We start from the raw sequence: 23,448 nt of genomic DNA, 5'->3' as shown, positions 1-23,448 counted from the left end.
CTGTCAGACGGGCTCCAGCTTCCGGTGGGGCCCGTCGGGCAGGGTCACCTCGATCGCGTCACCCGGGCGGATCTCGCCGCCCGTCAGCACCACGCTCATGACCCCGGCCTTCCGCACGACCTCGCCGTCGTCGCCGCGGCCGAGCACCGCCTTTATCAGGCCCTTCTGGAAGCCGTCGATCTGCAGGCACGGGTTGCGCAGCCCGGTCACCTCGACCACGGCCTCGGGCCCGATGCGCAGCAGGGTCCCGGTGGGCAGTCCGAGCAGGTCGACGCCCCGCGTGGTGACGTTCTCGCCGATCTGGCCGGGCGCCACGGTGAACCCCCGCAGGGCCAGTTCCTCGAACAGTTCGGCGTGGATCAGATGCACCTGGCGCAGGTTGGGCGCGTCGGGGTCGCGCTCCATCCGGCTGCGGTGCCGCACCTTCTCGCCATAGTGGGCGTCGCCCTCGACGCCGAGCCCGGCGACGAGCCGGATGACACCCTCATTGGGCTTGGTGAAGGTGTACCGATCCGACCTGCTGACCGCTTCGACAAGGGCCACGCGGGGCCTCCTCCGCTGAAAGTGCCTGAACGCGATGATTTCACTCGCATCGAGGATCACTCCGGGCAGGTCGCTTCGCCATCGGTTATTTGTCGAGCATGACGTACACGCCGAGAAGGACGCCCGCGATCACGATGAGGAAGCAGGCGCCGCCCGCGACCCGGGCCACGGCGCGGCCCGACGAGATGCCGACCAGGCCGATCGAGAACAGGGCGGCGATGCCGACGCCGCCGATCAGGGACGCCACCATGACGCGCCAGAGCGCGTCGAAGTCGATGTAGCCGCTCATGCCGGAGTCCCCACCTGGGTGGGCGTGCCCCGCCCGACCCACTCGTCGTTGACGTTCTTCGAGGTGACGGCGGTCTTGCGCGAGGCCAGGTAGAGCAGGATCGCGAAGACCACCGCGGCGGCGAAGACCACGATCACGCCCAGCGTGCCGCCGATGAGCTGGGCCGCGCCGAAGGCGATGGCGCCGACGAGGGCGGCGGCCGGGAGGGTGATCAGCCAGGCGACGCCCATGCGGGCCGCGACGCCCCAGCGGACCTCGGCCAGGCGCTTGCCGAGACCGGCGCCGATGACCGAGCCGGTGCAGACCTGGGTGGTGGAGAGCGGGAAGCCGAAGTGGGTCGAGGTCAGGATGACCGTCGCCGATGACGCTTCGGCCGCGAAGCCCTGCGGGGTCTCGATGTCGGTCAGGCCCTTGCCGAGGGTGCGGATGACCCGCCAGCCGCCGATGTAGGTGCCCGCGGCGATGGCGGTGGCGCTACAGACGATCACCCAGAACGGGGTGCCGGAGTTCTGGGTGATGGTGCCGTTGGCGATCAGGGCGAGGGTGATGATGCCCATCGTCTTCTGGGCGTCGTTGGTGCCGTGGGCGAGCGACACCAGCGAGGCCGAGCCGATCTGCCCGATCTTGAACCCTTTGGAGCGGGTCTTCTCGTTGACCTTCCTGGTCAGCACGTACACCAGATAGGTGCCGACGGTCGCCACGACGATGGCGGCGATCGGGGCGAGCACGGCCGGGATGATGACGTGGGAGACCAGCCCCTCTCCTTTGACGGCTTTCATCCCCGACGCGAGCAGGGTGGCTCCGACGACGCCGCCGATGAGGGCGTGGGAGGAGCTCGACGGAATGCCGTAATACCAGGTGACCAGGTTCCAGGCGAGGCCGCCGACCAGACCCGCGAAGACGACGGTGAGCGTGATCGCGCCGCTGTCGACGATGCCGGTGGCGATCGTGGCGGCGACCTTCAGCGACAGGAAGGCGCCGACGAAGTTGAGGATCGCGGACAGCCCGACCGCGATCTTGGGTTTCAGCGCTCCGGTGGCGATGGAGGTCGCCATCGCGTTGGCGGTGTCGTGAAACCCGTTGGTGAAGTCGAACGACAGCGCCGTGAGCACGACCACGATCAGCAGAATCAGGTCAGCAGTCATACTCACTCACATTAGGCAGGCGTGCCCGTTTCATGCCTCCCGAACGGTCAATGACCGATTATTCATTTGGGGTTAACCACGCCAGATCGGCGAGGTGTAGCCGAGGATCGGCGAGGGCGCCCGCCAGGGTTCGTGCAGGGTCGCGGTCGGCACGTGTTCGAGCTCGGGCACGTAGCGGCGGATGTACTCGCCGTCCTTGTCGAACCTCTTGGCCTGGCGCACCGGGTTGAGCACCCGGTTGGGCCGGGTGTCGTTGCCGGTGCCGGCCACCCACTGCCAGTTCCCGTAGTTGTTCGGCACGTCGGCGTCGAGCAGCAGGTCTTCGAAGTGGTCGGCGCCCACGCGCCAGTCGAGGCGCAGCGTCTTGGTCAGGAACGAGGCGACGATCATGCGGGCCCGGTTGTGCATCCAGCCCTCGGCGCGCAGCTGGCGCATCCCGGCGTCGACGATGGGCACGCCGGTCATGCCCTCGCGCCAGGCGTCTTCCGCCTCTTTGTCGTGGTGCCAGTCGCCCCGGCCGGGCCGGTAGTCGTCGCGGGACAGGCCCGGGAAGGCGAGGGCGACCTGGGCGAAGAAGTCGCGCCAGCAGAGCTGCCGGACGAACTCCTCCGACGCGCCGGAACGGCCCGCCAGCTCCAGCGGCGAGACGCAGCCGAACCGCAGGTAGGGGCTGAGCCGCGAGGTGTGGTCGCCGGCCAGGTCGTCGTGGCCGGTGGCGTAGTCGCGCAGGCAGTGGCGCAGCCACAGGTCGAGGCGGCGGCGGACCTCGCGTTCGCCGCCCGGCAGGTGGGGCTTGCGGCGGGCCGTCGGGATGTCGCCGGCCTTCACCTCGGGCATCGTGATCGCCTCGGGGGTCGGCACGACCTGCCGCCAGCGGATGTCCGACCAGACCCGGAAGTAGGGCGTGAAGACCTTGTAGTGGTCGCCGGTGGCGGGCTTGAGCTGGCCGGGCGGGACGACCGTGATGCCGGGGAAGGTGCGGAACTCGACGCGCTCCTTCGCGAAGCGTTCCTCCCGGCGCCGGGCCGTGGCGCTGACGTCGGCGCTGGCGTAGATCGCCGTCGCGCCGGTGTGCCCGGCGACCCGCATCGTCTCGGAGACGACGTCACCCCGCCTGACCACCAGGTCGGCGCCCCTCTCCCGCAGCGATTCACGCAGGTCGGTGAGGCACTCGATGAGGAACCCGGCCCGGCCGCGGGGCCGGATCGCCGGATCGAGCACGAACAGGGGGACCACCTGGCGCGCGTCCTGGCACGCCCGGTGCAGGGCGGGATGGTCGGTGATCCGCAGGTCCCGGTTGAAGAGGACAATGATGGTGTCCGGCACGACCGTACCTTCGTGAACCCCCCGTGGCCGGTTGCATCCGATCGGCAGTGGCCCCCGAAAGCAGGGGTGAGGAGGTGGCGGGACGTGCCGGAGCGGGAACCGAGCGCCCCGAGTTACGGCATCGGCGCCGTGGCCCGGCGGTTCGGCCTGCCCGCCCCCACCCTCCGCACCTGGGACCAGCGCTACGGCCTGGGGCCCAGCCTGCGCACGGCCGGGGGCCATCGTCGCTACACCGAGCTCGACGTCCAGCGCATCCAGGAGATGCACCGCCTGGTCAGGTCGGGCGCCCCGGCCGCCGAGGCGGCGGAGGCCGCCCTCAAGATCCTCCGGATGCCCGCCCCCGCCGCGAAGAGACACCCGCAGAAACAGTCCGCCGGGTGGGAGGAACCTCTCTACTCCGTCGACCAGGTCGCCCGGGCCGCGCTGACGCTCGACTCCTGGTTCGTCTCCTCCGCCCTGGAGACGTGGCTGCGTGACCAGGGCGTCGCGAACATGTGGAACCACCTGGTCATCCCGGTCTTCGCCGCGATCTCCCGGCGGCAGGACGACACCGGCGCCGGCATCGACCTGGAGCACCTGTTCTCCGAGCGGGTGCTGGCCGCCCTCGCGCCGCTAGTCGAGCGCCCGGCCGTGCCGGTCCACCCGCGTCCGGTGCTGCTGGCCTGCGCCGAGGAGGAGCAGCACAGCCTCCCCCTGTTCGCGCTGGCCGCCGCGCTGACCGTCCAGCACAACGTCGAGTGCCGGGTGATGGGCGCCCGGATGCCCTACGACGCCCTGGTCGACGCCATGCGACGGCTCGCCCCGGCCGTGGTGTTCCTGTGGTCGCAGCAGCCCGAGACCGGCGACCCGGCACCGCTCACCGGGCTGCCCCGGCTACGCCCCGCGTCCGCCGTCATGGTCGGCGGGCCGGGCTGGAGTGATCTCCCGGCAGGTGTCGTCCACCTGCGATCTCTTGACGACGCCATCACGTCGATCTGCGCTGTCCTGCGCTGAGCAGGGCATATTCCCGTCGAACCACTTGCGCCTCGCGCCTGAGAGTGAATAGGTTTTGAGTAAGTTCTCAGTTCGGGGAGGTCTCATGGACGGCGACGAGATGACGGTGACGGAGTGCTACCGGAACCACGCGCCGCTGGTCCGCGGCTATCTCCGCCACTTCGTCCCGCTGCAGGACGTCGAAGACGTCCTGCAGGTCGTGTTCGGCGAGGTCTGGCGGTCGCGGCGCCGCTACGACCCGAGCCGCAGCCTGGAGGGCTGGGTGCTCGGCATCGCCCGCAACCGGGCGATCGACTACCTGCGGGCCCGCCATCCGGCGACGGTGCCGCTCGACGTGGTGCCCGAGCCGAGTGACCACGTCGACCCGGCCCGCTGCCTCGACGACCGCGACCAGGTCCGCCGCGCCCTGCGCCACCTGCCCGAGGTGCAGCGCGAGGCGATCACCCTGGCCTACTACGGCGACCTGACCCAGCGCGAGATCGCCGAGCGGCTCGACGTGCCGCTGGGCACCGTCAAGGCGCGCACCGCGCGGGCGCTGCACAAACTCAACTCCGTTCTGACCGAGGCCGCATGAGGCCGCGGATCGGGGTGTCGAGTTGCCTCATCGGTGAGCCGGTCAGGTTCAACGGCGGGCACAGCCGCGACCGCTTCCTCGCCGGTGAGCTCGACGGCCACGTCGACTGGGTGCCGTTCTGCCCCGAGGTCGAGGCCGGACTGGGCACCCCGCGCGAGACCCTCCGCCTGGAAGAGGGCGAGCACGGCGAGCGCCTGATGCTGCGCAAGAGCCGGGTCGACCTGACGGCGACCATGCGCGAGGTCACCGACCGCCGCATCGCCACTCTTGAGGTCGACGGCTACGTCTTCAAGTCGAAGAGCCCGTCGTGCGGCATCCACGGCATTCCCGTGTACGACGCCAACGACCACCCCGCCCGCCGCACCCGGGGCGTGTTCGCCCAGAAGATCATCGAGACCTATCCCCTGCTGCCCGCCGAAGACGAGGGCCGCCTCAACGACGCCGTGCTCCGGGAGCAGTTCGTCGAGCGGATCTTCGCGCACGCCCGGCTGCGCGAGCTGTTCACCGACGACTGGAAGCCGCGTGACCTGGTCGGCTTCCACTCACGCCACAAGATGCAGCTGCTCGCCCACGACCCCGAGGGTTATCGGGTCGCCGGGCGGGTGGTCTCCCGGGCGGGCAGCGCGCCGCGCGAGGAACTGGAGAGGGACTACACGGTCGCGTTCCAGAGCATCATGTCCCGCAAGTCGACGATCGGCCGCAACGTCAACGCGCTGCACCACTGCCTGGGCATGGTCGGCCACGCGCTCGACGACGCCCGGCGGGCCGACCTCGTCGAGGTGATCGACGCCTACCAGGGCCACCAGGTGGCCATCGCCGTGCCGATGACGCTGCTGCTGCACCATGCGAAGGGGGAGGCGGCGGAATACGTCCAAGATCAGACGTTCTTCGCGCCGTTCCCGGCGGACCTGCGGCTGCGGAACCACGTACCGAATTAGACCCGTAGCGTTACTTTTGTCAGGGCATGGCCGGTTTCATGGCCGACCTTCCGTTCCACGACCGCATCGACTTCGACAACGCCGACCGGGGCTTCGTGGCCCGCCTCGACCCCGGCGTCATCAGGGCCGCCGATGGCCGGATCGTCTGGAACGCCGACGCCTACCGCTTCCTCGACGCCGAGGCCCCCGCCACGGCGAATCCGAGCCTCTGGCGGCAGGGTCAGCTCTGCGCCCGGCAGGGTCTCTACGAGGTGACCGGCGGCGTCTACCAGGTGCGCGGCCTCGACCTGTCGAACATGACCCTCGTCGAGGGCGAGCGCGGCGTGATCGTCGTCGACCCGCTCATCTCCGCCGAGTGCGCCGAGGCGGCGCTGAACCTCTACCGCGAGCACCGGGGCGACCGCCCGGTCACCGGCGTGATCTACACCCACTCCCACGTCGACCACTACGGCGGCGTGCGCGGCGTCACCGACGGCCGGGACGTCCCGATCATCGCCCCGGCCGGGTTCATGGAGCACGCGGTCGCCGAGAACGTCTACGCCGGCACCGCCATGACCCGCCGGGGCGCCTACATGTACGGCGCCGCCCTCCCCGTGTCGCCCGAGGGCCAGATCGGCTGCGGCCTGGGCCTGGCGACCTCGATGGGCACGATCGGCCTGCTCCCGCCGACGATCGACGTCACCACCACAGGCCAGCTCGAAACGGTCGACGGGGTGCGGATCGTCTTCCAGCTCACCCCCGGCACCGAGGCCCCCGCCGAGATGAACTTCCTGTTCCCGGAGAAGAAAGCGCTGTGCCTGGCCGAGAACGCCACCCACAACCAGCACAACATCCTGACCCTGCGCGGAGCCGTCGTCCGGGACGCCCGGGTCTGGTCGCGCTACCTCGCGCAGGCCATCGACCTGTTCGGCGACCACGCCGACGTCGCCTTCGCCTCCCACCACTGGCCCACCTGGGGCCGCGAGGCGATCACCCATTTCCTGCGCGACCAGCGCGACCTGTACGCCTACCTCCACGACCAGACCCTCCGCCTGATGAACCAGGGCCTGACCGGCTCGGAGATCGCGGAGAAGATGGAGCTCCCGCCCGGCCTGGAGACGACGTGGAGCACCCGGGGCTACTACGGCTCGGTCAGCCACAACGTGAAGGCGATCTACCAGCGCTACCTCGGCTGGTTCGACGGCAACCCGGCCCACCTGTGGGAACACCCGCCGGTCGAACAGGCCCGCCGCTACGTCGAATGCCTGGGCGGCCCCGACGCCACCGTCGCCATCGCCACCCGCTACATCCAGGACGGCGACCTGCGCTTCGCCGCGACCCTGCTCAACCACGCGGTCTTCGCCGCCCCCGGCCACAACGAGGCCCGCCGCCGGCTGACCGAGGTCTACACCCGTCTCGGCCAGGGCGCCGAGAACGGCACCTGGCGCAACTTCTACCTGACCGGCGCCCTCGAACTGACCGCCCGCCGCGCCCTCGCGTCGGGCCCGGAGACGGCCTCCCCCGACGTGCTGACCGCCCTCAGTCTCGACCAGCTGCTCGACGCCGTCGCGATCAGGGTCAACGGCCCGAAGTCCTGGAACGAGTCCCTGTCGATCGACTGGAACCTCACCGACACCGGCGAGCACCGCCGGACGGTCCTGTCCAACGGCGCCCTGATCGTCGGCCCGGCGGCCCCCGGCGCCCAGGCGGACCTCCGCCTCCGCCTGAGCAAACCGGAGTTCCTCTCCGTGTTGCGCGGTCAGACCCCCGGCGACCACGAAGGCGACTTGGAGGTACTGACCCGGCTGCTCCGCCTCCTCGACGACCCGAAGCCCGACTTCGCGATCGTCACACCTGAATGACGGCGAGTGACTGTGGGGGCAGGTAGAGGTCCTGGCCCGACAGCGAGATCGCTTCGTCCGAGGCCAGGAGCACGCGTCCCTCGGGCACCCGCACCGGGACCGAGGTCTCGCCCAGGTTGGCGGCGATGCGGATCGAGCCGCGTTCGATCACCACCCAGTGACGGTCGTCGTCGTAGTCGACCTTGACGAGTTCGAACCGGGGGTCGGCCAGATCGGGGTGTGATTTACGCAGCGCGATCAGATCGCGATACCAGCCGAGCAGCGCGCCGTGTTCCTCTTCGGTGTTCTCGGCCCAATTGAGTTTCGATCTCCGGAACGTGAGTTCGTCCTGCGGATCGGGCGCCTTCCAGTCGTACCCGAAATCCTGGAACTCTCTTTCCCTGCGTTCTCCCTCGTTCGAGGAAAGGGCCGGATCGAAATGGTCGGTGAAGAAATAGAAGGGCGTCGAGGCGCCCCATTCCTCGCCCATGAACAGCATGGGGGTGAAGGGCGATGTCAGCAGCAGGCCCGACGCGACCCAGAGCTGGTCGATCGTCATCCGGTCGCCCTCGGGGCGGTTGCCGATCTGGTCGTGGTTCTGCGCGGACACCACGAACCGCCACCCCGGCAGGCCCGCCGCCGGGCGGCCGTGGGAGCGTCCCCGGAACGACGAGTAGCTCCCGTCGTGGAAGTAGGCCGAGGTCAGCACCTTGGCCAGGGAGGCCGGGCCGCCGAAGTCGGCGTAGTAGGCGTGCGTCTCGCCGGTGACGTTGGAGTGGATGGCGTGGTGGACGTCGTCGTTCCAGGTGGCGTGCAGGCCGAAGCGGGTGATCAGGCCAGGGTCGTTGAGGTCCGATTCGGCGATCAGCGTCAGCGGCCGGCCCTGGATCGCCGCGAGCACCTCGACCTCACCGGCCAGTTCTTCCAGGAAGTGGACGGCCCGCTTGTCGTGCAGCGCGTGCACGGCGTCGAGCCGCAGGCCGTCGATGTGGTAGTCACGCAGCCACTGGAGGGCGTTGTCGATGAAGTAGCGGCGCACCTCGTCGGAGTGTTTCCCGTCGAGGTTGACGGCGTCGCCCCAGAACGAGCCCTTGAAGTCGTGTAAATAGGGCCCGAACTTGTTGAGGTAGTTCCCCGACGGCCCGAGGTGGTTGTAGACGACGTCGAGGATCACGCCGATGCCGTTGCGGTGGCAGGCGTCGACCAGCGTCTTGAGCCCGTCGGGGCCGCCGTAGTCCTCCCGCACCGCCCACAGGTCGACGCCGTCGTAGCCCCAGTTCCGCTTCCCGGGTACGGGCGCCACCGGCATGATCTCGATGAAATCGACGCCGAGGTCGATCAGGTGGTCGAGCTTGGCGATGGCCGAGGTGAAGGTGCCCTCGTGGGTGAACGTGCCGATGTGGAGTTCGTAGATGACCGCGCCGCGCAGGTCCCTGCCCCGCCAGTCCTGATCGCCCCAGGTGAACTGGGCGTGGTCGTAGGCCCGACTCGGACCCTCGACCCCGGCGGGCTGACGGCGGGTGCGCGGGTCGGGGAAGGGGCCGTCGCCGTCGACGTACAGGGCGTAGTCGGTGTTGTGGGGCAGGCCGGGACCGCGCCACCAGCCGGCGTCGCCCGTCAGGTCGCGGCGGTCGCCGCCGCTCTCGATCTCGACCCGGTCTGCCGTGGGGGCCCACACCTCGAACACGACTATCTGCCTTCCAGTACGGCGACGGGGAAACGGGAGAGCAGGTGGGCCAGGGGCACCCGGCCGGTGTGTTCGGTGCCGGTCAGCACGCACTCCCACCGGCCCGGCGGCAACATGATCGAGTCGCCGCCGAACCCGCCGCGCCGCTCCAGGGCGGCGGGCAGCCGCGTCGCCACGGCCACCGCCTTTTCACCGCGCGCGAAGGCGATGGCGTTACGGCCGGCCTCGATCGGGACATAGGACTCATTGGCCGTAAACCGAGTTCTCACACGTAGGCAGGCGGTCACGGTGCGGAGTTTCTGCCCGTCCCAGGTGTCGTCGGGGTTCTCCAGCAGCGCCCGCCGGTAGGCGTAGTCGACCGGGCGGCGGTTGTCGGGGTCGACCAGGGAGAAGTCGGTGGTCTCGTTGCCCTGGTAGAGGTCGGGGATCCCCGGCATCAGCAGCTGCACGACCTTCTGGCCCAGCGAGTTGGCGCGGGCGTAACGGTCGACGACGGCGGTGAACGACGCCACCGAGAAGCCGCAGACCTCGATGGCCCGGCGGCAGAAGTCGCGCAGCCCGGCCTCGTAGACCGGGTCGGGCCTGACCCACGAGATCGCGGTCTTGGCCTCGCGGGCCGCCTTGAGCAGGTAGTTCGTGAACCTGTCGACGTCGATCGGCCAGGCCGCCATGAGCGACTGCCAGGCCAGGTAGTCGAGGGCCGGGTCGAACCTGACCTGGCCGCTCCACGACTCGACGGCGTCGGCCCACACGTCGGGGATCTCCGACAGCACGGCCAGGCGCGCCCGCACGTCCTCCGACCGCTTGGTGTCGTGGGTCGACAGGGTGGTCATGGTGGTCGGGGTCATCACGGCGCAGAAGGCGTGGAACTCCTCCGGGGTGACCGCGAAGTGGTCGGGTTCGCCGCCGACCTCGTTGAGACAGGCCAGCGGGAACCAGCGGTAGAGGGCGGTGTCCTCCACGCCCTTCGCCATGACCGGGCCACACGTCTGCTGGAAACGGGTGACGGCCTCGCTGGGGCCGTACAGGACCTGGTGGGTGACCCTGGCGACGGCGCCGGGGTCGGTGCGGCGGCCCGCCTCGGCGGCGGCGGCCTCGATGATGCGGACCGCCTCGGCCGGCGGGGGTTCGCCCGGGTTCACATAGGCGCGGTAGACGGGCATGGCGGCGAGCATCTCGACCAGGGCGTCTCGGAGGCCGGGTTCGCCGAGGGCGCTTTCGAGGCGGTCGACCTCGCCCGTGAAGAACAGCGAGAGCACCTGCTTCTTCGCCTCGTAGCGGACGGCGTCGTAGTCGGGCGAGACGCCGGTGCGCTGGGTGAAGGTCGTGACCAGCTTGTCGGCGCCGGCCGGGTCGACGAACAACCGGGTGATCGCGTTGAGCGCCTCGTAGCCGGTCGTGCCCTCGCACGGCCAGTCGGCCGGAAGGCGTTCGTGGCCGATGACGATCTTCTCCACCCAAACCGGCACCGACGTGAACTCGCGGAGTCGGCGCAGGTAACCGCGCGGGTCGGCGAGGCCGTCGGGGTGGTCGACGCGCAGGCCGTCGATGACGCCCTCGGCGATCAGGTCGAGGGTGACCCGGTGGGTGGCCTCGAACACCTCGTTGTCCTCGACCCGCACGCCGATCAGCGACGACACGTCGAAGAACCGCCGGTAGCCCGGCGGTTCGGTCCAGGGGACGAGCCGGTAGTGCTGGGCGTCGAGCAGCTCGTCGAGCGGCAGGCCCGAGGTGCCGGGGCGCAGCGGGAACTCGTGGTCCCAGTAGCGCAGCACCTCACCGTCGACGGTGAACTCGGGGTCGTCGCCCAGCACCGGCAGCGCGACCGGGAAGGTGAGGTCGAACCAGGCGGCGTGCGGCGACTCGGGGCCGAGCCGGAGCACCGACCAGAGCTGGGCGTTGGCCGACTCGGGCACCGGCACCGTCATGTGGTTGGGCACGATGTCGGCGACGATCGTGAACCCCTGCCCGGCCAGCGCCCGCAGGCCCTCGACGCCACCGAACTCGGCCCGGACCCGGGAGTGGTCGGTGACGTCGTAGCCGTGCTGCGAGGCGCCGACCGCCTGCAGCGTGGGTGAGAGGTAGAGGCCGCCGACGCCGAGTTCGCGCAGGTAACCGGTCAGCTCGAGCAGCTCCTTGAACCCGAAGTCGGGCGTGAGCTGGACACGGTAGGTCGACGTCACGTTGGGCCCCTTACCCCGCTCCTCAGAGTGCAGAAACGTCACAAGCGACGCAGAACCCGCACGGATCGGCCCGCGACGGGCACCGCCTCGCCCGCCCGGCACATGCGCGTGCCGGTCGCGATGGGCATGGCGGTGTCGAGCTCGGTCTCCCACATCTCGCCGTAGTCATTGGGGATGGTGAACTCGATCGCCTCGTAGTGGGCGTTGAAGAGCAGCAGGAACGAGTCGTCGACGATCCGGCGGCCACGGCTGTCGGGCTCGGTGATGGCCTCGCCGTTGAGGAACACCGCGAGGGCCTTGGCGTAGCCGTTGTTCCAGTCGGGGTCGGTCATCTCGGTACCGGCCGGGGTCAGCCAGACGATGTCGCTCAGGGGGTCGCCGGAGCCGCGTACCGGACGGCCGTAGAAGAACCGGCGGCGGCGGAAGACGGGGTGTTCGCGGCGGAGCTTGGAGACGCGGCGGGTGAAGTCGAGGAACAGCCAGTTCTCGGTCCAGTCGACCCAGGCGATCTCGTTGTCCTGGCAGTAGGCGTTGTTGTTGCCGCCCTGGGTGCGCCCGAGTTCATCGCCGTGCGAGAGCATCGGCACGCCCTGGCTGAGGAACAGCGTGGCCAGGAAGTTGCGCTTCTGCTGCTCGCGGAGCTGCGCGACCGGCCCGGTCGCGGGGCCTTCGACCCCGCAGTTCCACGACCGGTTGTCGTTCGCGCCGTCGCGGTTCTCCTCGCCGTTGGCCTCGTTGTGCTTGTCGTTGTACGAGACCAGGTCCTCCAGCGTGAACCCGTCGTGGCACGTGACGAAGTTGATGGAGGCCGCCGGGCGGCGGGAGTCGAGCTGGTAGAGGTCGCTCGACCCGGTGAGCCGGGAGGCGAACTCGGGCAGCCGGGCGGGCTCGCCGCGCCAGACGTCGCGGATGGTGTCGCGGTACTGCCCGTTCCACTCGGTCCAGCGGGCCGGGAAGTTGCCGACCTGGTAGCCGCCGGGCCCGACGTCCCAGGGCTCGGCGATGAGCTTGACCTGGGAGAGGACCGGGTCCTGCTGGACGAGGTCGAAGAAGGCGGAGAGCCGGTCGACGTCGTGGAGCTCCCGGGCCAGCGACGACGCGAGGTCGAAGCGGAACCCGTCGACGTGCATCTCGGTCACCCAGTAGCGCAGGGAGTCCATGATGAGCTGGAGCGCGTGCGGCGACCGCATGAGCAGGCTGTTGCCGGTGCCCGTGGTGTCCATGTAGTAGCGGTTGTCGCTCTCGACCAGCCGGTAGTAGTTGGCGTTGTCGATGCCGCGCATGCTGAGGGTCGGCCCGAGGTGGTTGCCCTCGGCCGTGTGGTTGTAGACGACGTCGAGGATGACCTCGATCCCCGCTTCGTGCAGGGCCTTGACCATCGCCTTGAACTCCAGCACCTGCCCGCCGCGCTCCCCCGAGGAGGAGTAGGCGTTGTGGGGGGCGAAGAAGCCGATGGTGTTGTAGCCCCAGTAGTTCGACAGGCCGCGCTTTTCGAGGATGTGGTCGGTGACGAACTGGTGGATCGGCATGAGCTCGATCGCGGTGACCCCGAGCGAGGTCAGGTGGTCGATGATCGCCGGGTGGCCGATGGCGGCGTAGCTGCCCTTGATCCGGTCGGGCACCCCCGGATGCCGGATGGTCAGCCCTCTGACGTGGGCCTCGTAGATGACCGTGTCGTGGTAGGGCGTCTGCGGGGGCCGGTCGTGCCCCCAGCCGAAGAACGGGTTGATGACCACGCTTCTCGGGACGTAGGGGGCCGAGTCGCTGTCGTCCCGGCTGGCCGGGTCGCCGAAGGTGTAGCCGTAGACCGCCTGGTCCCACGTCACCGCGCCTTCGATGGCCTTGGCGTAGGGGTCGATGAGCAGTTTGTGGGGGTTGCAGCGCTGGCCCTGCTTGGGGTCGTAGGGTCCGTGGACGCGGTAGCCGTACCGCTGACCCGGCTGGATGCCCGGCAGGTAACAGTGCCAGACATGGCCTTCGACCTCGTTGAGGGTCACCGGCTCCTCGTTGCCCTCGTCGTCGAACAGGCAGAGGTCCACCCGGTCGGCGACCTCGGAGAAGAGCGCGAAGTTGGTGCCCGCGCCGTCATATGTCGCGCCGAGCGGATAAGGATCCCCCGGCCAGATCTCTCGCATCTTCATATGCTCCATCGCGGGAACTCTCTTTGCCCGCATATCGCGAGTTACTCCCACGGGCCGGGAAAACCTCGGTTTCGTGGGGAAACGGACGCGTTACAAACAGGCAACAACCTGGCAGAACACTCTTGTATGGACAGTAGCGAGGTGCGCTTCCTCGACGTTCACGGGTACAGGCGGGCCTACCGGATAGCCGGCGGCGGACCGCCCTTGTTGCTGATCCACGGCATAGCCGACAGCTCCGAGACGTGGAAACCCGTGATGTCGATGCTGGCCGAGCACCACACGGTGATAGCCCCCGACCTGCTCGGACACGGGGATTCCGACAAACCGCGGGCCGACTACGGCGTGGCCGCCTACGCCTGCGGCATGCGCGACCTGCTCGGCGTCCTCGGCGTCGACGAGGTCACCGTCGTCGGCCACTCACTGGGCGGCGGCATCGCGATGCAGTTCGCCTACCAGTTCCCCGAGCGCTGCGAACGGATGGTCCTGGTCAGCAGCGGCGGCGTCGGCCGGGAGGTCCACCCCCTGCTCCGCCTCGCCAGCGGCCCCCTCGCCGCGGAGACCGGCCTCGCCGTCGCCACCTCGGCGCCGGTCCAGGGTCTGGTACGTCTGGCGGCCCCCCTGCTGAAGCGCGGGCTGCGGATGGGCCCCGACTTCGAACACGTGCTGGCCCGATATCAGGGCCTGACCTCGATGACCGCCCGCCAGGCCTTCCTCCGGACCCTGCGGGCCGGGGTCGACATGCGCGGCCAGGTCATCACCATGCTCGACCGCTGTTACCTGACGGCGGGCATGCCCACCCTGATCATCTGGGGCGCCAACGACACCGTGATCCCCGCCGCCCACGCGACCGTCGCCCACCAGGCCATGCCCGGCAGCCGCCTGGCGATCTTCCCCCGCACCGGCCACTTCCCCCACCACGACCAGCCGGCCCGCTTCGTCGACACGGTCGTGGAGTTCATCAAGAACACCCACCCCCAGAAATACGACCAGGAGAAGTGGCGCGACTTCCTCCGCAGCGGCCACACCTTCCCCCCGGAGACCTCCAGCGGCACCTAGTTCATCGGCATGAGCATCCACACGGCCCGCCGATCACCGGGGAGCTCCTGCACTCCCCACGACGCCGACATCATGTCGACGAGCCACAGCCCCCGGCCCGATTCGGCCTTGAAGTCGGGCTCCGCCGGCTTGGGAAAGGTCGGCGCCCCCTCGTCGACGACCTGGATGCGCGCCGACTCACCCTCCGGGAAGTCGATCGCGACCATCACCCGGCCGCCCTCCCGGCCCGACCGCGAATGCCGCACGGCGTTGGCGACCAGCTCACTGGTGAGCAGTGTCGCGTCGGCGGACGACCGGCACCCGGCCGTCTTCAGGACCAGCTCCGCCCAGTGCCGTCCGACCTGGACGGCCGCCTCGATTCCCGGCAGCGTGATCGTGATCGCCCGCGTCAACTGGATACCCTCCGGAATAGAACCAGCCTTATCGAAACTGACCGTTGCGAAGGAGTCAATAGAGCTGGTTCTATTTGGGCACCTTCGTCAAGGGAGTTGCGGATGAGCACGGGCTATCGGCAGCTGGCCGACCTTCTCCGGGCCGGCATCCAGCGGGGAGACTTCCCCCCGGACAGCACGCTGCCGAAGCAGGAGGACCTGGCCCGGGAACACGGCGTCAACATCAAGACCGTCCGCGAGGCGATCGGGCTGCTGGAGGCGGAGGGCCTGGTCACGCCCGTCCGGCGGCGGGGCACGGTCGTCCGCAGCCACCCGCCGATGAAGCGCCTGGGCGTCGAGCGCTACGCCAAGAGCAAGTGGAAGAGCGGCCTGGTGGCCTTCGCCGCCGACCGGGCGGCCTCGGGGCGGAGCTGGAGTCCGGGCGACCAGACCCAGAAGGTCCGCCTCGTCCCCGCCGCCGTCGACGTCGCCGACGCCTTCGGCATCCCGGTCGACGCGCCGGTCTACGAACGGGCCCGGCTGATCACCGAGGGCGGCTCGCCCACCCACACCCTGACCAGCTACTACCTGCCCGAGCACGTCGACGGCACCCCGCTCGTCGAGGAGACCCCCGGATGGGCGGGCCAGGGCGGCGGCTTCGGGGTGATGACCAGCCGCGGGCTGGAACCCGACCACATCAACGAGACGATCTTCGCCCGGATGCCGACCCCCGACGAGGCGGCGACGCTCCGGCTGCCCGCGGGCGAGCCCGTGATGGTGCTGCACCGGTGGACGTACACGCAGGACGACCGCCTGGTGGAGTACGCCAAGGGCGTCCACGCGGCGTCGCGGTTCGCCTGGTCGTACTCCTTCACGATTCCGGAGTGATCACCATCCGAGCCGACGTGCAGACCCTCTGGGACTACCACGACATGCACCACGACCTGGTCGCGGCCGACGTCGGCATCGGGCTGGGCAGCCACGACCTCGGGGTGGCGACCCACACCGCCGACCTCTACCACCGGGGGCTGTTCCCGCTGGTCGTCTTCACCGGAGCCAACGCACCGACCACGGTCGAGCGGTTCCCCCGGGGCGAGGCCGTCCACTACCGGGAGCACGCCGTGGCGCGGGGCGTGCCCGAGGCGGCGATCCTCGTCGAGACGGCGGCCACCAACACGGGTGAGAACATCGACCTGACCCGCGAGCTGCTGAGAGACCGCGAGATCGGCTCGGCGATCCTCGTGTCGCGTCCCTACCAGCAGCGGCGGGCCTACGCGACGTGCCGCAAGCGCTGGCCCGACCTCGACGTGCGGTGCTCGTCGCTGCCGCTGGCGCTCGACGACTACCTGCGCGCCATCGGCGACCCGGACAAGGTGGTCAACATGCTCGTCGGCGACACCCAGCGCATCCTCGTGTACGCCGAACGCGGGTTCGCCGTCGAACAGCCCTTCCCCGACGACGTCAGGGCCGCGTTCGACCGCCTGGTCGCGGCCGGGTTCACCCGGCGCCTCATCGTTTAGGATCTCCGGGCGGTTCGTGCGGTGGGCGGCGGCCGGGGCGCTGGCCTCCGTGCTCCCCCGGGCCTTACGCCATCGCATGGCGGGCGTCGTGAACAACGGGGCGCTGCGCGAGGATGGGCTGGTACGGCTCATGCGGGCCGGGTGGTCGTTCCGGCGGCGGGTGCTCATCCCGTCCCCCTACACCGATGAGGAGATCCGCGCGGTGGCCGTGCCCGTCCAGGTGCTGCTGGGTGAGCGCAGTTCGCTCCACGACTCCCCGGCGGTGGCGGCGCGGCTGGCCGGGGTCGTGCCCGCGTGGCGGGTGGAGGTCGTGCCCGGCACCGGGCATTCGCTGCCCGTCGAGGCGCCCGACCTGGTCGTGCGGCGGATTCTCGCCTTCCCCGGCACGGACTGAGGCGCATGCCCAGGCAGGTCGACCACGACGAACGGCGGCGGCAGCTGACCGACGCGCTGCTGCGGATCGCGAGCACGCGCGGGCTCCAGGCGGTGTCGATGCGGGAGGTCGCGGCCGAGGCGGGGGTCTCGCTGCGGGTCGTCCAGTACTACTTCGAGACCAAGCAGGCGCTGCTCGAATCGGGGCTCGCCGAACTGGGTGCGCGGATGGACCGGCGCTTCAAGGAGCGGGCCGCGACCATGGGCGAGCCGACGGCACGGGGCGTCTTCGCCGCCGTGCTCGGCACGATCCTGCCCTTCGACGAGCAGAGCAGGCTCGACTCCCTGGCCTGGACGGCCTACTCCACCGCCGCCCTCACCGACCCCGCCCTCGCCACGGCCGGGCTCACGCTGCCCGACGCGCTGGAGAACGTCCTCACCGCACGGCTGACCGCCGCCCAGCAGGCGGGCGGCATCTCCCCCGATCGCGACCCGCGCGCGGAGGTCGCCGGTCTGCTCGCGCTCGCCAACGGGCTGACCACCAGCGTGCTCAGCGGGCAGCGCAGCCGCGAGGCGGCCGTCGCCATCGTCGACTACCGGCTCGACCGGCTGTTCCGCTAGCGCAGGGCGTCGAAGGCGAGTTTGATCCGGTTCCCGGTGATCGTCGGGCCGTGGGCGGTGGCCAGGGCGGTGAGTTCCATGGCGGCGACCTGGTCGACGTACCCACCGAAGACCACCGGGTCCAGCCACGCCCGCCACGGGCTCAGCCCCGTCGCGAAGCGGCCCACCGCCTCCACGTGTTCGTCGGCCGGGAGGTCGGCGGCGTCGGCCGTGGGGGTGGGGACGACGGCGCCGAAGCAGTCGGCCGCCCAGTAGACGCCCGTGCGCTCGTCGTAGAGGCCCAGCGTCGCCGAGGCGTCGTAGAGGGGCGGGCGGACGGCCCGGAGGGTGCGGTCGCCGGCCGGCCAGGTCTCGTCGTCGCGGATGTGGCGGATCCGGCGCCTGGGGTCGAGGGGCGGGTGGCGCAGGCGGCCGGTCACGACGGTCGCGCGGGGGCACAGGTCGAGGGCGGTCGTCAGGTTGCCGACGTGGTCGGCGTCGTCGTGGCTGAGGAAGATCCAGCGGACGTCGGCCGGGTCGACCACGGAGAAGACGTCCTCCCGCCACTGGTCGCGGTGGACGGCCGAGCCCGTGTCGACCAGCACCGGCTCCCGGCCCGTGATCACCATCGTGTTGACGAAGCCGAACCCGTCGGCGGCCGGGATGAGGCGCGGGATCAGCATGGTGTCGGGGGCGATGCGATGGGGTTCGAGCATGCCGTCCAGCGTCGCGCGCCCGGCTTGGCCGTTTCTTGCTGCCTACTTGACCATGCCCGCCCTGGCCGCGAAATCGTCGGCGGCGCGTTCCAGGGCGTCGTCCGGGCGGCCCAGCACCCGGGCGAGCCGGGCCAGGCAGCGGTCGGCGATCGCCCAGCCGAGGACGCGTCCGGTGCAGACCTCCAGGTGGGGGTAGAGGGCGGCGGCCGCCTCCTTGTCGTCGAAGGCCACGATGAGCTCGGTGAGCAGGTCGGGGACGACCCGGTAGGCCACGTCGCCGACCATCACGGCGAAGCCGTCGCGCGACAGGGCGGCGAAGATCTCCCTCGACTCCGCCTCCCGGCCGACGTCGAGCAGGAGGGCGCAGCGCAGGATCGTCCACAACTGCTCCCGGCCGTCGATCTCCAGGGCCGCCGCCGAATTCCCTTCCGCGCGCAGGCGCAGGGCGCGCATCAGGTCGGCGCGGGACTTCGGGCCCCGGCCGCCCTCGGGGTGGGCGCGGGCGGCCTCCGCCGCCTCGGACTCGGCCAGGCGCAGGTCACCGAGCATGTACGCCCGGATCGCGGCCTGCCAGCCGGCCAGGCCCGCGAGCGCCGGGCGGCGCAGGTCGACGGCGGTCCGGCGCAGCCACTCCAGGATCGGCAGGCCCTCGTCGAAGCGGCCCTGGGTCCACAATTCGACGTACCACGCCTCCTGGACCAGCCATTCGTCGACCACGTCGACGGTGGCGCCGCGCATCCGGGCGATCAGCGCCTCGCGTTCGGCGACGGAGGCCACGCCCCGTGACAGGAGTTCGGCCGCGCTCAGCGCGCGCAGCAGCGAGCGGTCGTCGGCGGCCTCCTCGATCGCCTGGGCGGCCAGCGCGCGGCTGGCGTCCATCGGGCGGGTGAAGGCGCCGATGATCGCGGCGGCCGACAGCAGCATCGAGCGCCAGCGGGCCCCCGCCCCGCGCAGCGCCCGGTCGATCCGCCCGACCAGGACGGCGGTGGCGTTGAGCTCCTCGTACATGGCCCAGACCAGCGGGTCGGAGAAGCCCAGCGCCGCGCGGGCGAGGCGTTCGCCGTCGCCCAGGTCGTCGGCGACGGTGACGGCCTCGTCGAGAACCGGGTGGACGCGTGAGTTGAGGCCGGCCACGGTCAGCGCCTCGGCCAGTTCGATGAGCAGGTCGCACTTGAGCGCGAGGTCGGTGACGGGGAGCTGGCCCGTGAGGGCGACGGCGTGCTCCAGGTGGAGGGCGGCGTCTTCATGGGCGAACTGGCCGGTGGCGTGCTTGGCGGCGGCACGGGCGTAGGTGATCGCCTTGGTGGCCATCCCCGAGATGACCAGGCCCTCACGGTAGTGGTAGGCCAGTTCGCCCGGCTGGGTGCCGCGGCCTTCCAGGACCTCGGCGACCTTGGCGTGCATGCGGCGGCGGCGCAGCGGGGCCAGGCCGTCGCGCAGCACGTCGCGCACGATGTCGTGGCTGAAGGTGTAGCTCAGCGACCGCTCGGTGAGCAGCCGTGCCTGCACCGCCGCGTCGAGCACGTCGAGCACCTGGTCCTGCGGCAGGTCGAGCACGTCGAGCAGCACGCCCAGTTCAGCCTCCCGGCCGATCAGCGCCGCCGCGCTCAGCACGTCGTGCGCTCCCGGCGGGAGGGCGGCCAGGCGGCCGCGCAGCACCTCGGCCATCGCGCCGGGCGAGTCGCCGAGGCCGAGGAAGAACGGATTCCCGCCGGTACGCCGCAGCTCCACCCCCGCCCGGAGCGGATCGGCGCCGGATCGGGCCAGGTATTCGGCCACCGCGTCCTCGGGCAGCCCGCCCAGGGTCACGCCCTCGACGTAGGACAGGCGGCGCAGCGCGGCCAGCGCGCGGGCCAGCGGCTCGCCGACCTCGGTGTCCCGGTAGGTCGCCAGCACCGTCAGCCCGGGGCACGAGCGCGTGCTGGCCAGGAAGTCGAGCAGGCGCAGCGAGGCGGCGTCGGCCCACTGGAGGTCGTCGAGCACGACGACCGTGGGTCCGGCCGCGTTGACCAGGCGGGCGATGGCCTCGTACATGGGGAACTCGCCGGTGGCGGCGGTGATCTCGGCGAGTTCGCCGTCGCGGCCGGTCAGTTCGCGCAGCGCGAGCACCCACGGCCAGAACGGCGGCGCGCCACCGCCGTCCCAGCAGCGGCCGACGACGACCCGCGCGCCGGTCGCGCGGCGGGCTGCGGCCTCCACCAGGCTGGTCTTGCCGATACCCGGCTCCCCGGCGACCAGCACGATCCGGTGGCCCGGGGCCTCGACGGCGGCGGCCAGCCGGTCGAGCTCGGCCGACCGGCCCAGGATCTCCTCCGCCGGGGGCGGTGCGGCGATCCGCACGGGCACGGCCGGGGCGAGCGCGGCGTCCTGGGAGAGGATCCGCGCCTCCAGCTCGCGGGTGCGCGGATCGGGGTCGAGCCCGAGTTCGTCGACGAGCACCCGCCGCCCCTCGGCCAGCAGGGCGAGCGCGTCGGCCTGGCGTCCCGCCTGGTAGAGGGCGTGCGCGGCGTGACGGCGGACGCGTTCTCTCGTCGGGTACGCCGCCACCAGCCGCACCAGCTCGGGCACCAGCTCCGAACCCCGGCCAAGCGCGAGGTCGGCCTCGTTGGCCTCCTCGACCACGGTCAACCGCAGTTCGTCGAGCGCGACGCGCTCCTCCCGGGCCCAGGCCAGGTTCTCGAACCCGGTCAGCGCGTCGCCCCGCCATTCGCTGAGCGCCAGCCGGAACTCCCGGGCCGCCTTCCCCGCGTCACCCCCGCCGAGCAGCCGCCGCCCCTCGTCGACGTGGGCGGTGACGCGGCGCAGGTCGACGTCGGCGTCGGGGATGTCGAGGGCGTAGCCGCCCGACCGGCCGACCAGCACGGCGGCGGTCCCCCGCCGCGACCGGCTCGGTTCGAGCGCCCGCCGCAGCTTCGAGATGTACGCCTGGACGGTGTTGACCGCGCTCGCGGGCGGCGACTCGTCCCACAGGGCGTCGATGATGCGCGTCACGGTCACCGGCCGGGGCGAGGCCAGCAGGCAGAGCGCCAGCACCGAACGCTGTTGGAGCGGTCCGATGTCGAGGGCGACGCCGTCGGCGCCGATCACCGCGATGGGCCCGAGCACCCGGAATTCCATGGGCGGACTCTACCGAATTGGTGGTTGATGTCCGGCTCGTCGCAGCAACCGGCGCGCCGGGCGCGGACCGTCGTTCCGCTCGGTGGTCCGCAGCCAGATCTGGATGGCCGCCCCGCCCAGCGGCGACCGGTCGACCTTGAGGTGACCGCCCGTCGACTCGGCCAGGCGGCGGGCGATGTCCAGCCCGAGGCCGGTCGACCCGGCGCCGCTGTGGCCGCGCTTCAGCGCGCCCGCCGGGTCGTCGATGCCCGGCCCGGCGTCGGCGATGAGGATGCCGACCATGCCAGACCCCTGGTGCAGGGTGACGGTGAAGGCGGTGCGCTCCGGGGTGTGCCGGAAGACGTTGCCGAGGGTGGCGTCGATGACCGCGCTCAGGTCGGCCGCCGCGACCGGGACCCTGGCGGGCTCCTCGGTGCCGTACAGATCCCAGGGCCTGGCCTGGTCTTCGGCCAGCGCCGACCAGAAGGCGAGCCGCTCCTTCAGCACGGCGGCGGCGTCGCACCCCTTCGCCGCCGGACGGGCCGGACGCCGGGCGGTCTCGATGATGGCGTCGACCTCGCGTTCGAGCCGGTCGACCTGCTCGGCGGCCGGGCCCTGGCTGCCGACGTGCAGCCGGAGCGCGGTCAGCGGGGTGCGCAGCCGGTGGGAGAGGTCGGCGGCCAGTTCCCGTTCGGCGGCGAGCAGCCCGGCGACCTGGTCGGCCATGGTGTTGAACGCCTGCCCGGCGGCGACCAGCTCCGGCGGCCCGGCCGGGGTGATGCGCACCGACAGGTCACCGGTGCCGAGGGCGCTCGCGGCGGCGCCCAGCGACCGGGTCGCCCGCACCATCCGGGCGCCCAGCCGGTCGGCCACCACGACGGAGCCCGCGACCAGCGCCACGGCCACCCCGGTGAGGATCGCCCAGGAGGCCGCGACCCCTTTACCGAGGGCGGCGTCCGGGACGTACACCTCGATGACCGCCCTTCTCCCCCGGTCGAGCGCGACCGGGCGGAGCAGCGCGAACCCGCCGGGAACCTTGATCGTCTGGGCCCGGACGGTGGCCAGGTCGAGCCCGTCGACCCGCGGATATCCGGCGACCGCGCCTTCGAGATGGACCGCGAGCCGGTCGGCGCCGCCCGCGTCGGTGCTGGCCAGCGCCGGTTCGAGCCGCTTGGGATCGCTGGTGACGACCAGCGCCGGGACGATCATGCTGGCCTGCCGCTCGGCGTCGTTGAGCGCCCTGCTCTCGGCGGCCTGCTTCACGGCGGCGGCGAGGGGGACCAGGAACGCGAGCGCGACCATCGCCGTCACGGCGACGGCGACGAGCGCCAGGCTCCTGCGCATCTATGCGGCGCCCGGCGCACTGAGGCGGACCCCGACCCCCCGGACCGTATGGATGTAGCGGGGGTTCGACGCGCTCTCCCCCAGCTTGCGCCGCAGCCACGACAGGTGCACGTCTATGGTCTGGTCGTCGCCGTACGACTGCCGCCACACCTCGGTCAGCAGTTCCTTCCGCGACACCACCCGGTCGGGCCGGGCGCCCAGATAGGCCAGCAGGTCGAACTCCCGCCGGGTCAGCTCCAGCGGCCTGCCGTCGAGCGCCGCCTCCCGCCGGTTCGGATCGACGGTCAGCCCGCCCACCCGGATCGCCGCCGACGCCGGGGTGGTCCTGGCCCGCCGCAGCACCGCCTCGATGCGCGCGTTGAGATGGTCACCGGAGAACGGCTTGACGAGGTAGTCGTCGGCGCCGTCCTGGAGCAGCCTGACGATCTCGGCCTCGTCGTCCCGCGCGGTGGCGATGATGACCGGCACGTCGGAGATGGCCCGCAGCATCTTCAGCGCCTCGGCGCCGTCGAGATCGGGCAGCCCGAGATCCAGCACCACCACGTCGGGCGGGAAGTGCGCGATGTCGCGTAAGGCGTCGAGGGCGCCCCCCGCACTGCGCACGGCGTGGCTGCGGCCACTCAGATCGCGGATGATCGCCGACCGGACGAACTCGTCGTCCTCCACCACCAGAACCGTCGCCATGGCCCCACACGTTACGACACGTTTCAATAGTCTTTCGGGGATAATGACGC

Annotated in this window: 21 protein-coding genes; 9 read left to right on the top strand and 12 right to left on the bottom strand. The window is 71.1% G+C overall.

The window, feature by feature from the left end; all coding sequences use genetic code 11:
* Positions 1 to 3 precede the first annotated feature (3 nt).
* The 4 genes from ACYQ78_RS18980 to ACYQ78_RS18965 form a co-directional block, all read right to left on the bottom strand.
* Entirely contained in the window at positions 4 to 543 is a 540-nt protein-coding gene (locus ACYQ78_RS18980) for an MOSC domain-containing protein (RefSeq protein ID WP_459802181.1), read from the bottom strand.
* Positions 544 to 628: 85 nt separating this feature from the next.
* Positions 629 to 832 carry a hypothetical protein gene (locus ACYQ78_RS18975; RefSeq protein ID WP_459802180.1) on the bottom strand — a complete coding sequence of 68 codons (204 nt, stop codon included), beginning with the start codon at positions 830 to 832 and terminating at the stop codon, positions 629 to 631.
* Positions 829 to 1,977, bottom strand: coding sequence for an inorganic phosphate transporter (locus ACYQ78_RS18970; protein ID WP_459802179.1), 1,149 nt, complete (start codon positions 1,975 to 1,977; stop codon positions 829 to 831). Before ACYQ78_RS18970 ends, ACYQ78_RS18975 begins: the two co-directional genes overlap by 4 nt.
* A gap of 72 nt (positions 1,978 to 2,049) precedes the next feature.
* Positions 2,050 to 3,303: a cryptochrome/photolyase family protein gene (locus ACYQ78_RS18965; RefSeq protein WP_459802178.1), complete on the bottom strand. Its 1,254-nt coding sequence runs from the start codon at positions 3,301 to 3,303 to the stop codon at positions 2,050 to 2,052.
* Positions 3,304 to 3,387: 84 nt separating this feature from the next.
* Between ACYQ78_RS18965 and ACYQ78_RS18960 the strand changes: the two genes are divergently transcribed.
* The 4 genes from ACYQ78_RS18960 to ACYQ78_RS18945 all read left to right on the top strand — a co-directional run bounded on the left by ACYQ78_RS18960 (position 3,388) and on the right by ACYQ78_RS18945 (position 7,649).
* Positions 3,388 to 4,296: a MerR family transcriptional regulator gene (locus ACYQ78_RS18960; protein ID WP_459802177.1), complete on the top strand. Its 909-nt coding sequence runs from the start codon at positions 3,388 to 3,390 to the stop codon at positions 4,294 to 4,296.
* An 85-nt stretch (positions 4,297 to 4,381) separates the two neighbouring features.
* Positions 4,382 to 4,870, top strand: a complete 489-nt coding sequence (locus tag ACYQ78_RS18955) for an RNA polymerase sigma factor (RefSeq protein ID WP_459802176.1) — start codon at positions 4,382 to 4,384, stop codon at positions 4,868 to 4,870.
* Positions 4,867 to 5,808, top strand: coding sequence for a YbgA family protein (locus ACYQ78_RS18950; RefSeq protein WP_459802175.1), 942 nt, complete (start codon positions 4,867 to 4,869; stop codon positions 5,806 to 5,808). The genes ACYQ78_RS18955 and ACYQ78_RS18950 overlap by 4 nt, the downstream gene beginning before the upstream one ends.
* A 38-nt stretch (positions 5,809 to 5,846) precedes the next feature.
* Positions 5,847 to 7,649, top strand: a complete 1,803-nt coding sequence (locus ACYQ78_RS18945) for an alkyl/aryl-sulfatase (protein ID WP_459802417.1) — start codon at positions 5,847 to 5,849, stop codon at positions 7,647 to 7,649.
* Here the strand turns inward: ACYQ78_RS18945 and treZ are convergent.
* From treZ to glgX, 3 genes are read right to left on the bottom strand one after another with little or no spacing between them, the layout of a single operon-like run.
* Positions 7,636 to 9,315: a malto-oligosyltrehalose trehalohydrolase gene (treZ, locus tag ACYQ78_RS18940; protein ID WP_459802174.1), complete on the bottom strand. Its 1,680-nt coding sequence runs from the start codon at positions 9,313 to 9,315 to the stop codon at positions 7,636 to 7,638. The genes ACYQ78_RS18945 and treZ overlap by 14 nt on opposite strands.
* 2 nt (positions 9,316 to 9,317) lie before the next feature.
* The gene (gene treY / locus ACYQ78_RS18935) at positions 9,318 to 11,498 is read right to left on the bottom strand and encodes a malto-oligosyltrehalose synthase (protein ID WP_459802173.1); all 2,181 of its coding nucleotides are present in this window, start codon (positions 11,496 to 11,498) and stop codon (positions 9,318 to 9,320) included.
* 38 nt (positions 11,499 to 11,536) lie between these two features.
* Entirely contained in the window at positions 11,537 to 13,633 is a 2,097-nt protein-coding gene (gene glgX / locus ACYQ78_RS18930; protein WP_459802172.1) for a glycogen debranching protein GlgX, read from the bottom strand.
* Positions 13,634 to 13,765: 132 nt separating this feature from the next.
* Here glgX and ACYQ78_RS18925 point away from each other — a divergent pair, with 132 nt between their 5' ends.
* The gene (locus ACYQ78_RS18925) at positions 13,766 to 14,695 is read left to right on the top strand and encodes an alpha/beta fold hydrolase (RefSeq protein ID WP_459802171.1); all 930 of its coding nucleotides are present in this window, start codon (positions 13,766 to 13,768) and stop codon (positions 14,693 to 14,695) included.
* On the opposite strand, the gene ACYQ78_RS18920 is transcribed toward ACYQ78_RS18925, so the two are convergent.
* Positions 14,692 to 15,087 carry an ATP-binding protein gene (locus tag ACYQ78_RS18920; RefSeq protein ID WP_459802170.1) on the bottom strand — a complete coding sequence of 132 codons (396 nt, stop codon included), beginning with the start codon at positions 15,085 to 15,087 and terminating at the stop codon, positions 14,692 to 14,694. The two genes, ACYQ78_RS18925 and ACYQ78_RS18920, sit on opposite strands and share 4 nt — an antisense overlap.
* 102 nt (positions 15,088 to 15,189) lie before the next feature.
* Here ACYQ78_RS18920 and ACYQ78_RS18915 point away from each other — a divergent pair, with 102 nt between their 5' ends.
* Genes ACYQ78_RS18915 through ACYQ78_RS18900 form a run of 4 tightly spaced genes read left to right on the top strand, consistent with a single transcriptional unit; the run spans position 15,190 to position 17,579 of the window.
* Positions 15,190 to 15,954: a GntR family transcriptional regulator gene (locus ACYQ78_RS18915; protein ID WP_459802169.1), complete on the top strand. Its 765-nt coding sequence runs from the start codon at positions 15,190 to 15,192 to the stop codon at positions 15,952 to 15,954.
* The gene (locus ACYQ78_RS18910) at positions 15,951 to 16,586 is read left to right on the top strand and encodes a YdcF family protein (protein ID WP_459802168.1); all 636 of its coding nucleotides are present in this window, start codon (positions 15,951 to 15,953) and stop codon (positions 16,584 to 16,586) included. The genes ACYQ78_RS18915 and ACYQ78_RS18910 overlap by 4 nt, the downstream gene beginning before the upstream one ends.
* 16 nt (positions 16,587 to 16,602) lie before the next feature.
* The gene (locus ACYQ78_RS18905; RefSeq protein WP_459802167.1) at positions 16,603 to 16,980 is read left to right on the top strand and encodes an alpha/beta fold hydrolase; all 378 of its coding nucleotides are present in this window, start codon (positions 16,603 to 16,605) and stop codon (positions 16,978 to 16,980) included.
* Positions 16,981 to 16,985: 5 nt separating this feature from the next.
* Entirely contained in the window at positions 16,986 to 17,579 is a 594-nt protein-coding gene (locus ACYQ78_RS18900; RefSeq protein ID WP_459802166.1) for a TetR/AcrR family transcriptional regulator, read from the top strand.
* Here ACYQ78_RS18900 and ACYQ78_RS18895 read toward each other — a convergent pair.
* From ACYQ78_RS18895 to ACYQ78_RS18880, 4 genes are read right to left on the bottom strand one after another with little or no spacing between them, the layout of a single operon-like run.
* The gene (locus ACYQ78_RS18895; RefSeq protein WP_459802165.1) at positions 17,576 to 18,274 is read right to left on the bottom strand and encodes an oxygen-binding di-iron domain-containing protein; all 699 of its coding nucleotides are present in this window, start codon (positions 18,272 to 18,274) and stop codon (positions 17,576 to 17,578) included. The genes ACYQ78_RS18900 and ACYQ78_RS18895 overlap by 4 nt on opposite strands.
* Before the next feature lie 42 nt (positions 18,275 to 18,316).
* Complete coding sequence (locus ACYQ78_RS18890; protein ID WP_459802164.1) at positions 18,317 to 21,391, bottom strand: BTAD domain-containing putative transcriptional regulator; 3,075 nt, start codon at positions 21,389 to 21,391, stop codon at positions 18,317 to 18,319.
* 9 nt (positions 21,392 to 21,400) lie between these two features.
* Positions 21,401 to 22,714, bottom strand: coding sequence for a sensor histidine kinase (locus ACYQ78_RS18885; RefSeq protein WP_459802163.1), 1,314 nt, complete (start codon positions 22,712 to 22,714; stop codon positions 21,401 to 21,403).
* On the bottom strand, positions 22,715 to 23,398 hold the full coding sequence (locus ACYQ78_RS18880; protein WP_459802162.1) for a response regulator transcription factor: 684 nt from the start codon (positions 23,396 to 23,398) through the stop codon (positions 22,715 to 22,717).
* Positions 23,399 to 23,448: the final 50 nt, after the last annotated feature.

This window comes from Herbidospora sp. RD11066 (assembly GCF_054661255.1).
The sequence above is the reverse complement of the archived record's forward strand: the minus strand, read 5'-3'. Positions and strand labels throughout refer to the sequence as shown.

Bases quoted from the DNA above. Each gene is read 5' to 3' on its own strand.
- ACYQ78_RS18975 (WP_459802180.1), bottom strand. From the start codon at position 832: ATGAGCGGCTACATCGACTTCGACGCGCTCTGGCGCGTCATGGTGGCG.
- ACYQ78_RS18970 (WP_459802179.1), bottom strand. From the start codon at position 1,977: ATGACTGCTGACCTGATTCTGCTGATCGTGGTCGTGCTCACGGCGCTG.
- ACYQ78_RS18955 (WP_459802176.1), top strand. From the start codon at position 4,382: ATGGACGGCGACGAGATGACGGTGACGGAGTGCTACCGGAACCACGCG.
- ACYQ78_RS18950 (WP_459802175.1), top strand. From the start codon at position 4,867: ATGAGGCCGCGGATCGGGGTGTCGAGTTGCCTCATCGGTGAGCCGGTC.
- ACYQ78_RS18945 (WP_459802417.1), top strand. From the start codon at position 5,847: ATGGCCGACCTTCCGTTCCACGACCGCATCGACTTCGACAACGCCGAC.
- glgX (WP_459802172.1), bottom strand. From the start codon at position 13,633: ATGCGAGAGATCTGGCCGGGGGATCCTTATCCGCTCGGCGCGACATAT.
- ACYQ78_RS18925 (WP_459802171.1), top strand. From the start codon at position 13,766: ATGGACAGTAGCGAGGTGCGCTTCCTCGACGTTCACGGGTACAGGCGG.
- ACYQ78_RS18915 (WP_459802169.1), top strand. From the start codon at position 15,190: ATGAGCACGGGCTATCGGCAGCTGGCCGACCTTCTCCGGGCCGGCATC.
- ACYQ78_RS18900 (WP_459802166.1), top strand. From the start codon at position 16,986: ATGCCCAGGCAGGTCGACCACGACGAACGGCGGCGGCAGCTGACCGAC.
- ACYQ78_RS18895 (WP_459802165.1), bottom strand. From the start codon at position 18,274: ATGCTCGAACCCCATCGCATCGCCCCCGACACCATGCTGATCCCGCGC.
- ACYQ78_RS18890 (WP_459802164.1), bottom strand. From the start codon at position 21,391: ATGGAATTCCGGGTGCTCGGGCCCATCGCGGTGATCGGCGCCGACGGC.
- ACYQ78_RS18885 (WP_459802163.1), bottom strand. From the start codon at position 22,714: ATGCGCAGGAGCCTGGCGCTCGTCGCCGTCGCCGTGACGGCGATGGTC.
- ACYQ78_RS18880 (WP_459802162.1), bottom strand. From the start codon at position 23,398: ATGGCGACGGTTCTGGTGGTGGAGGACGACGAGTTCGTCCGGTCGGCG.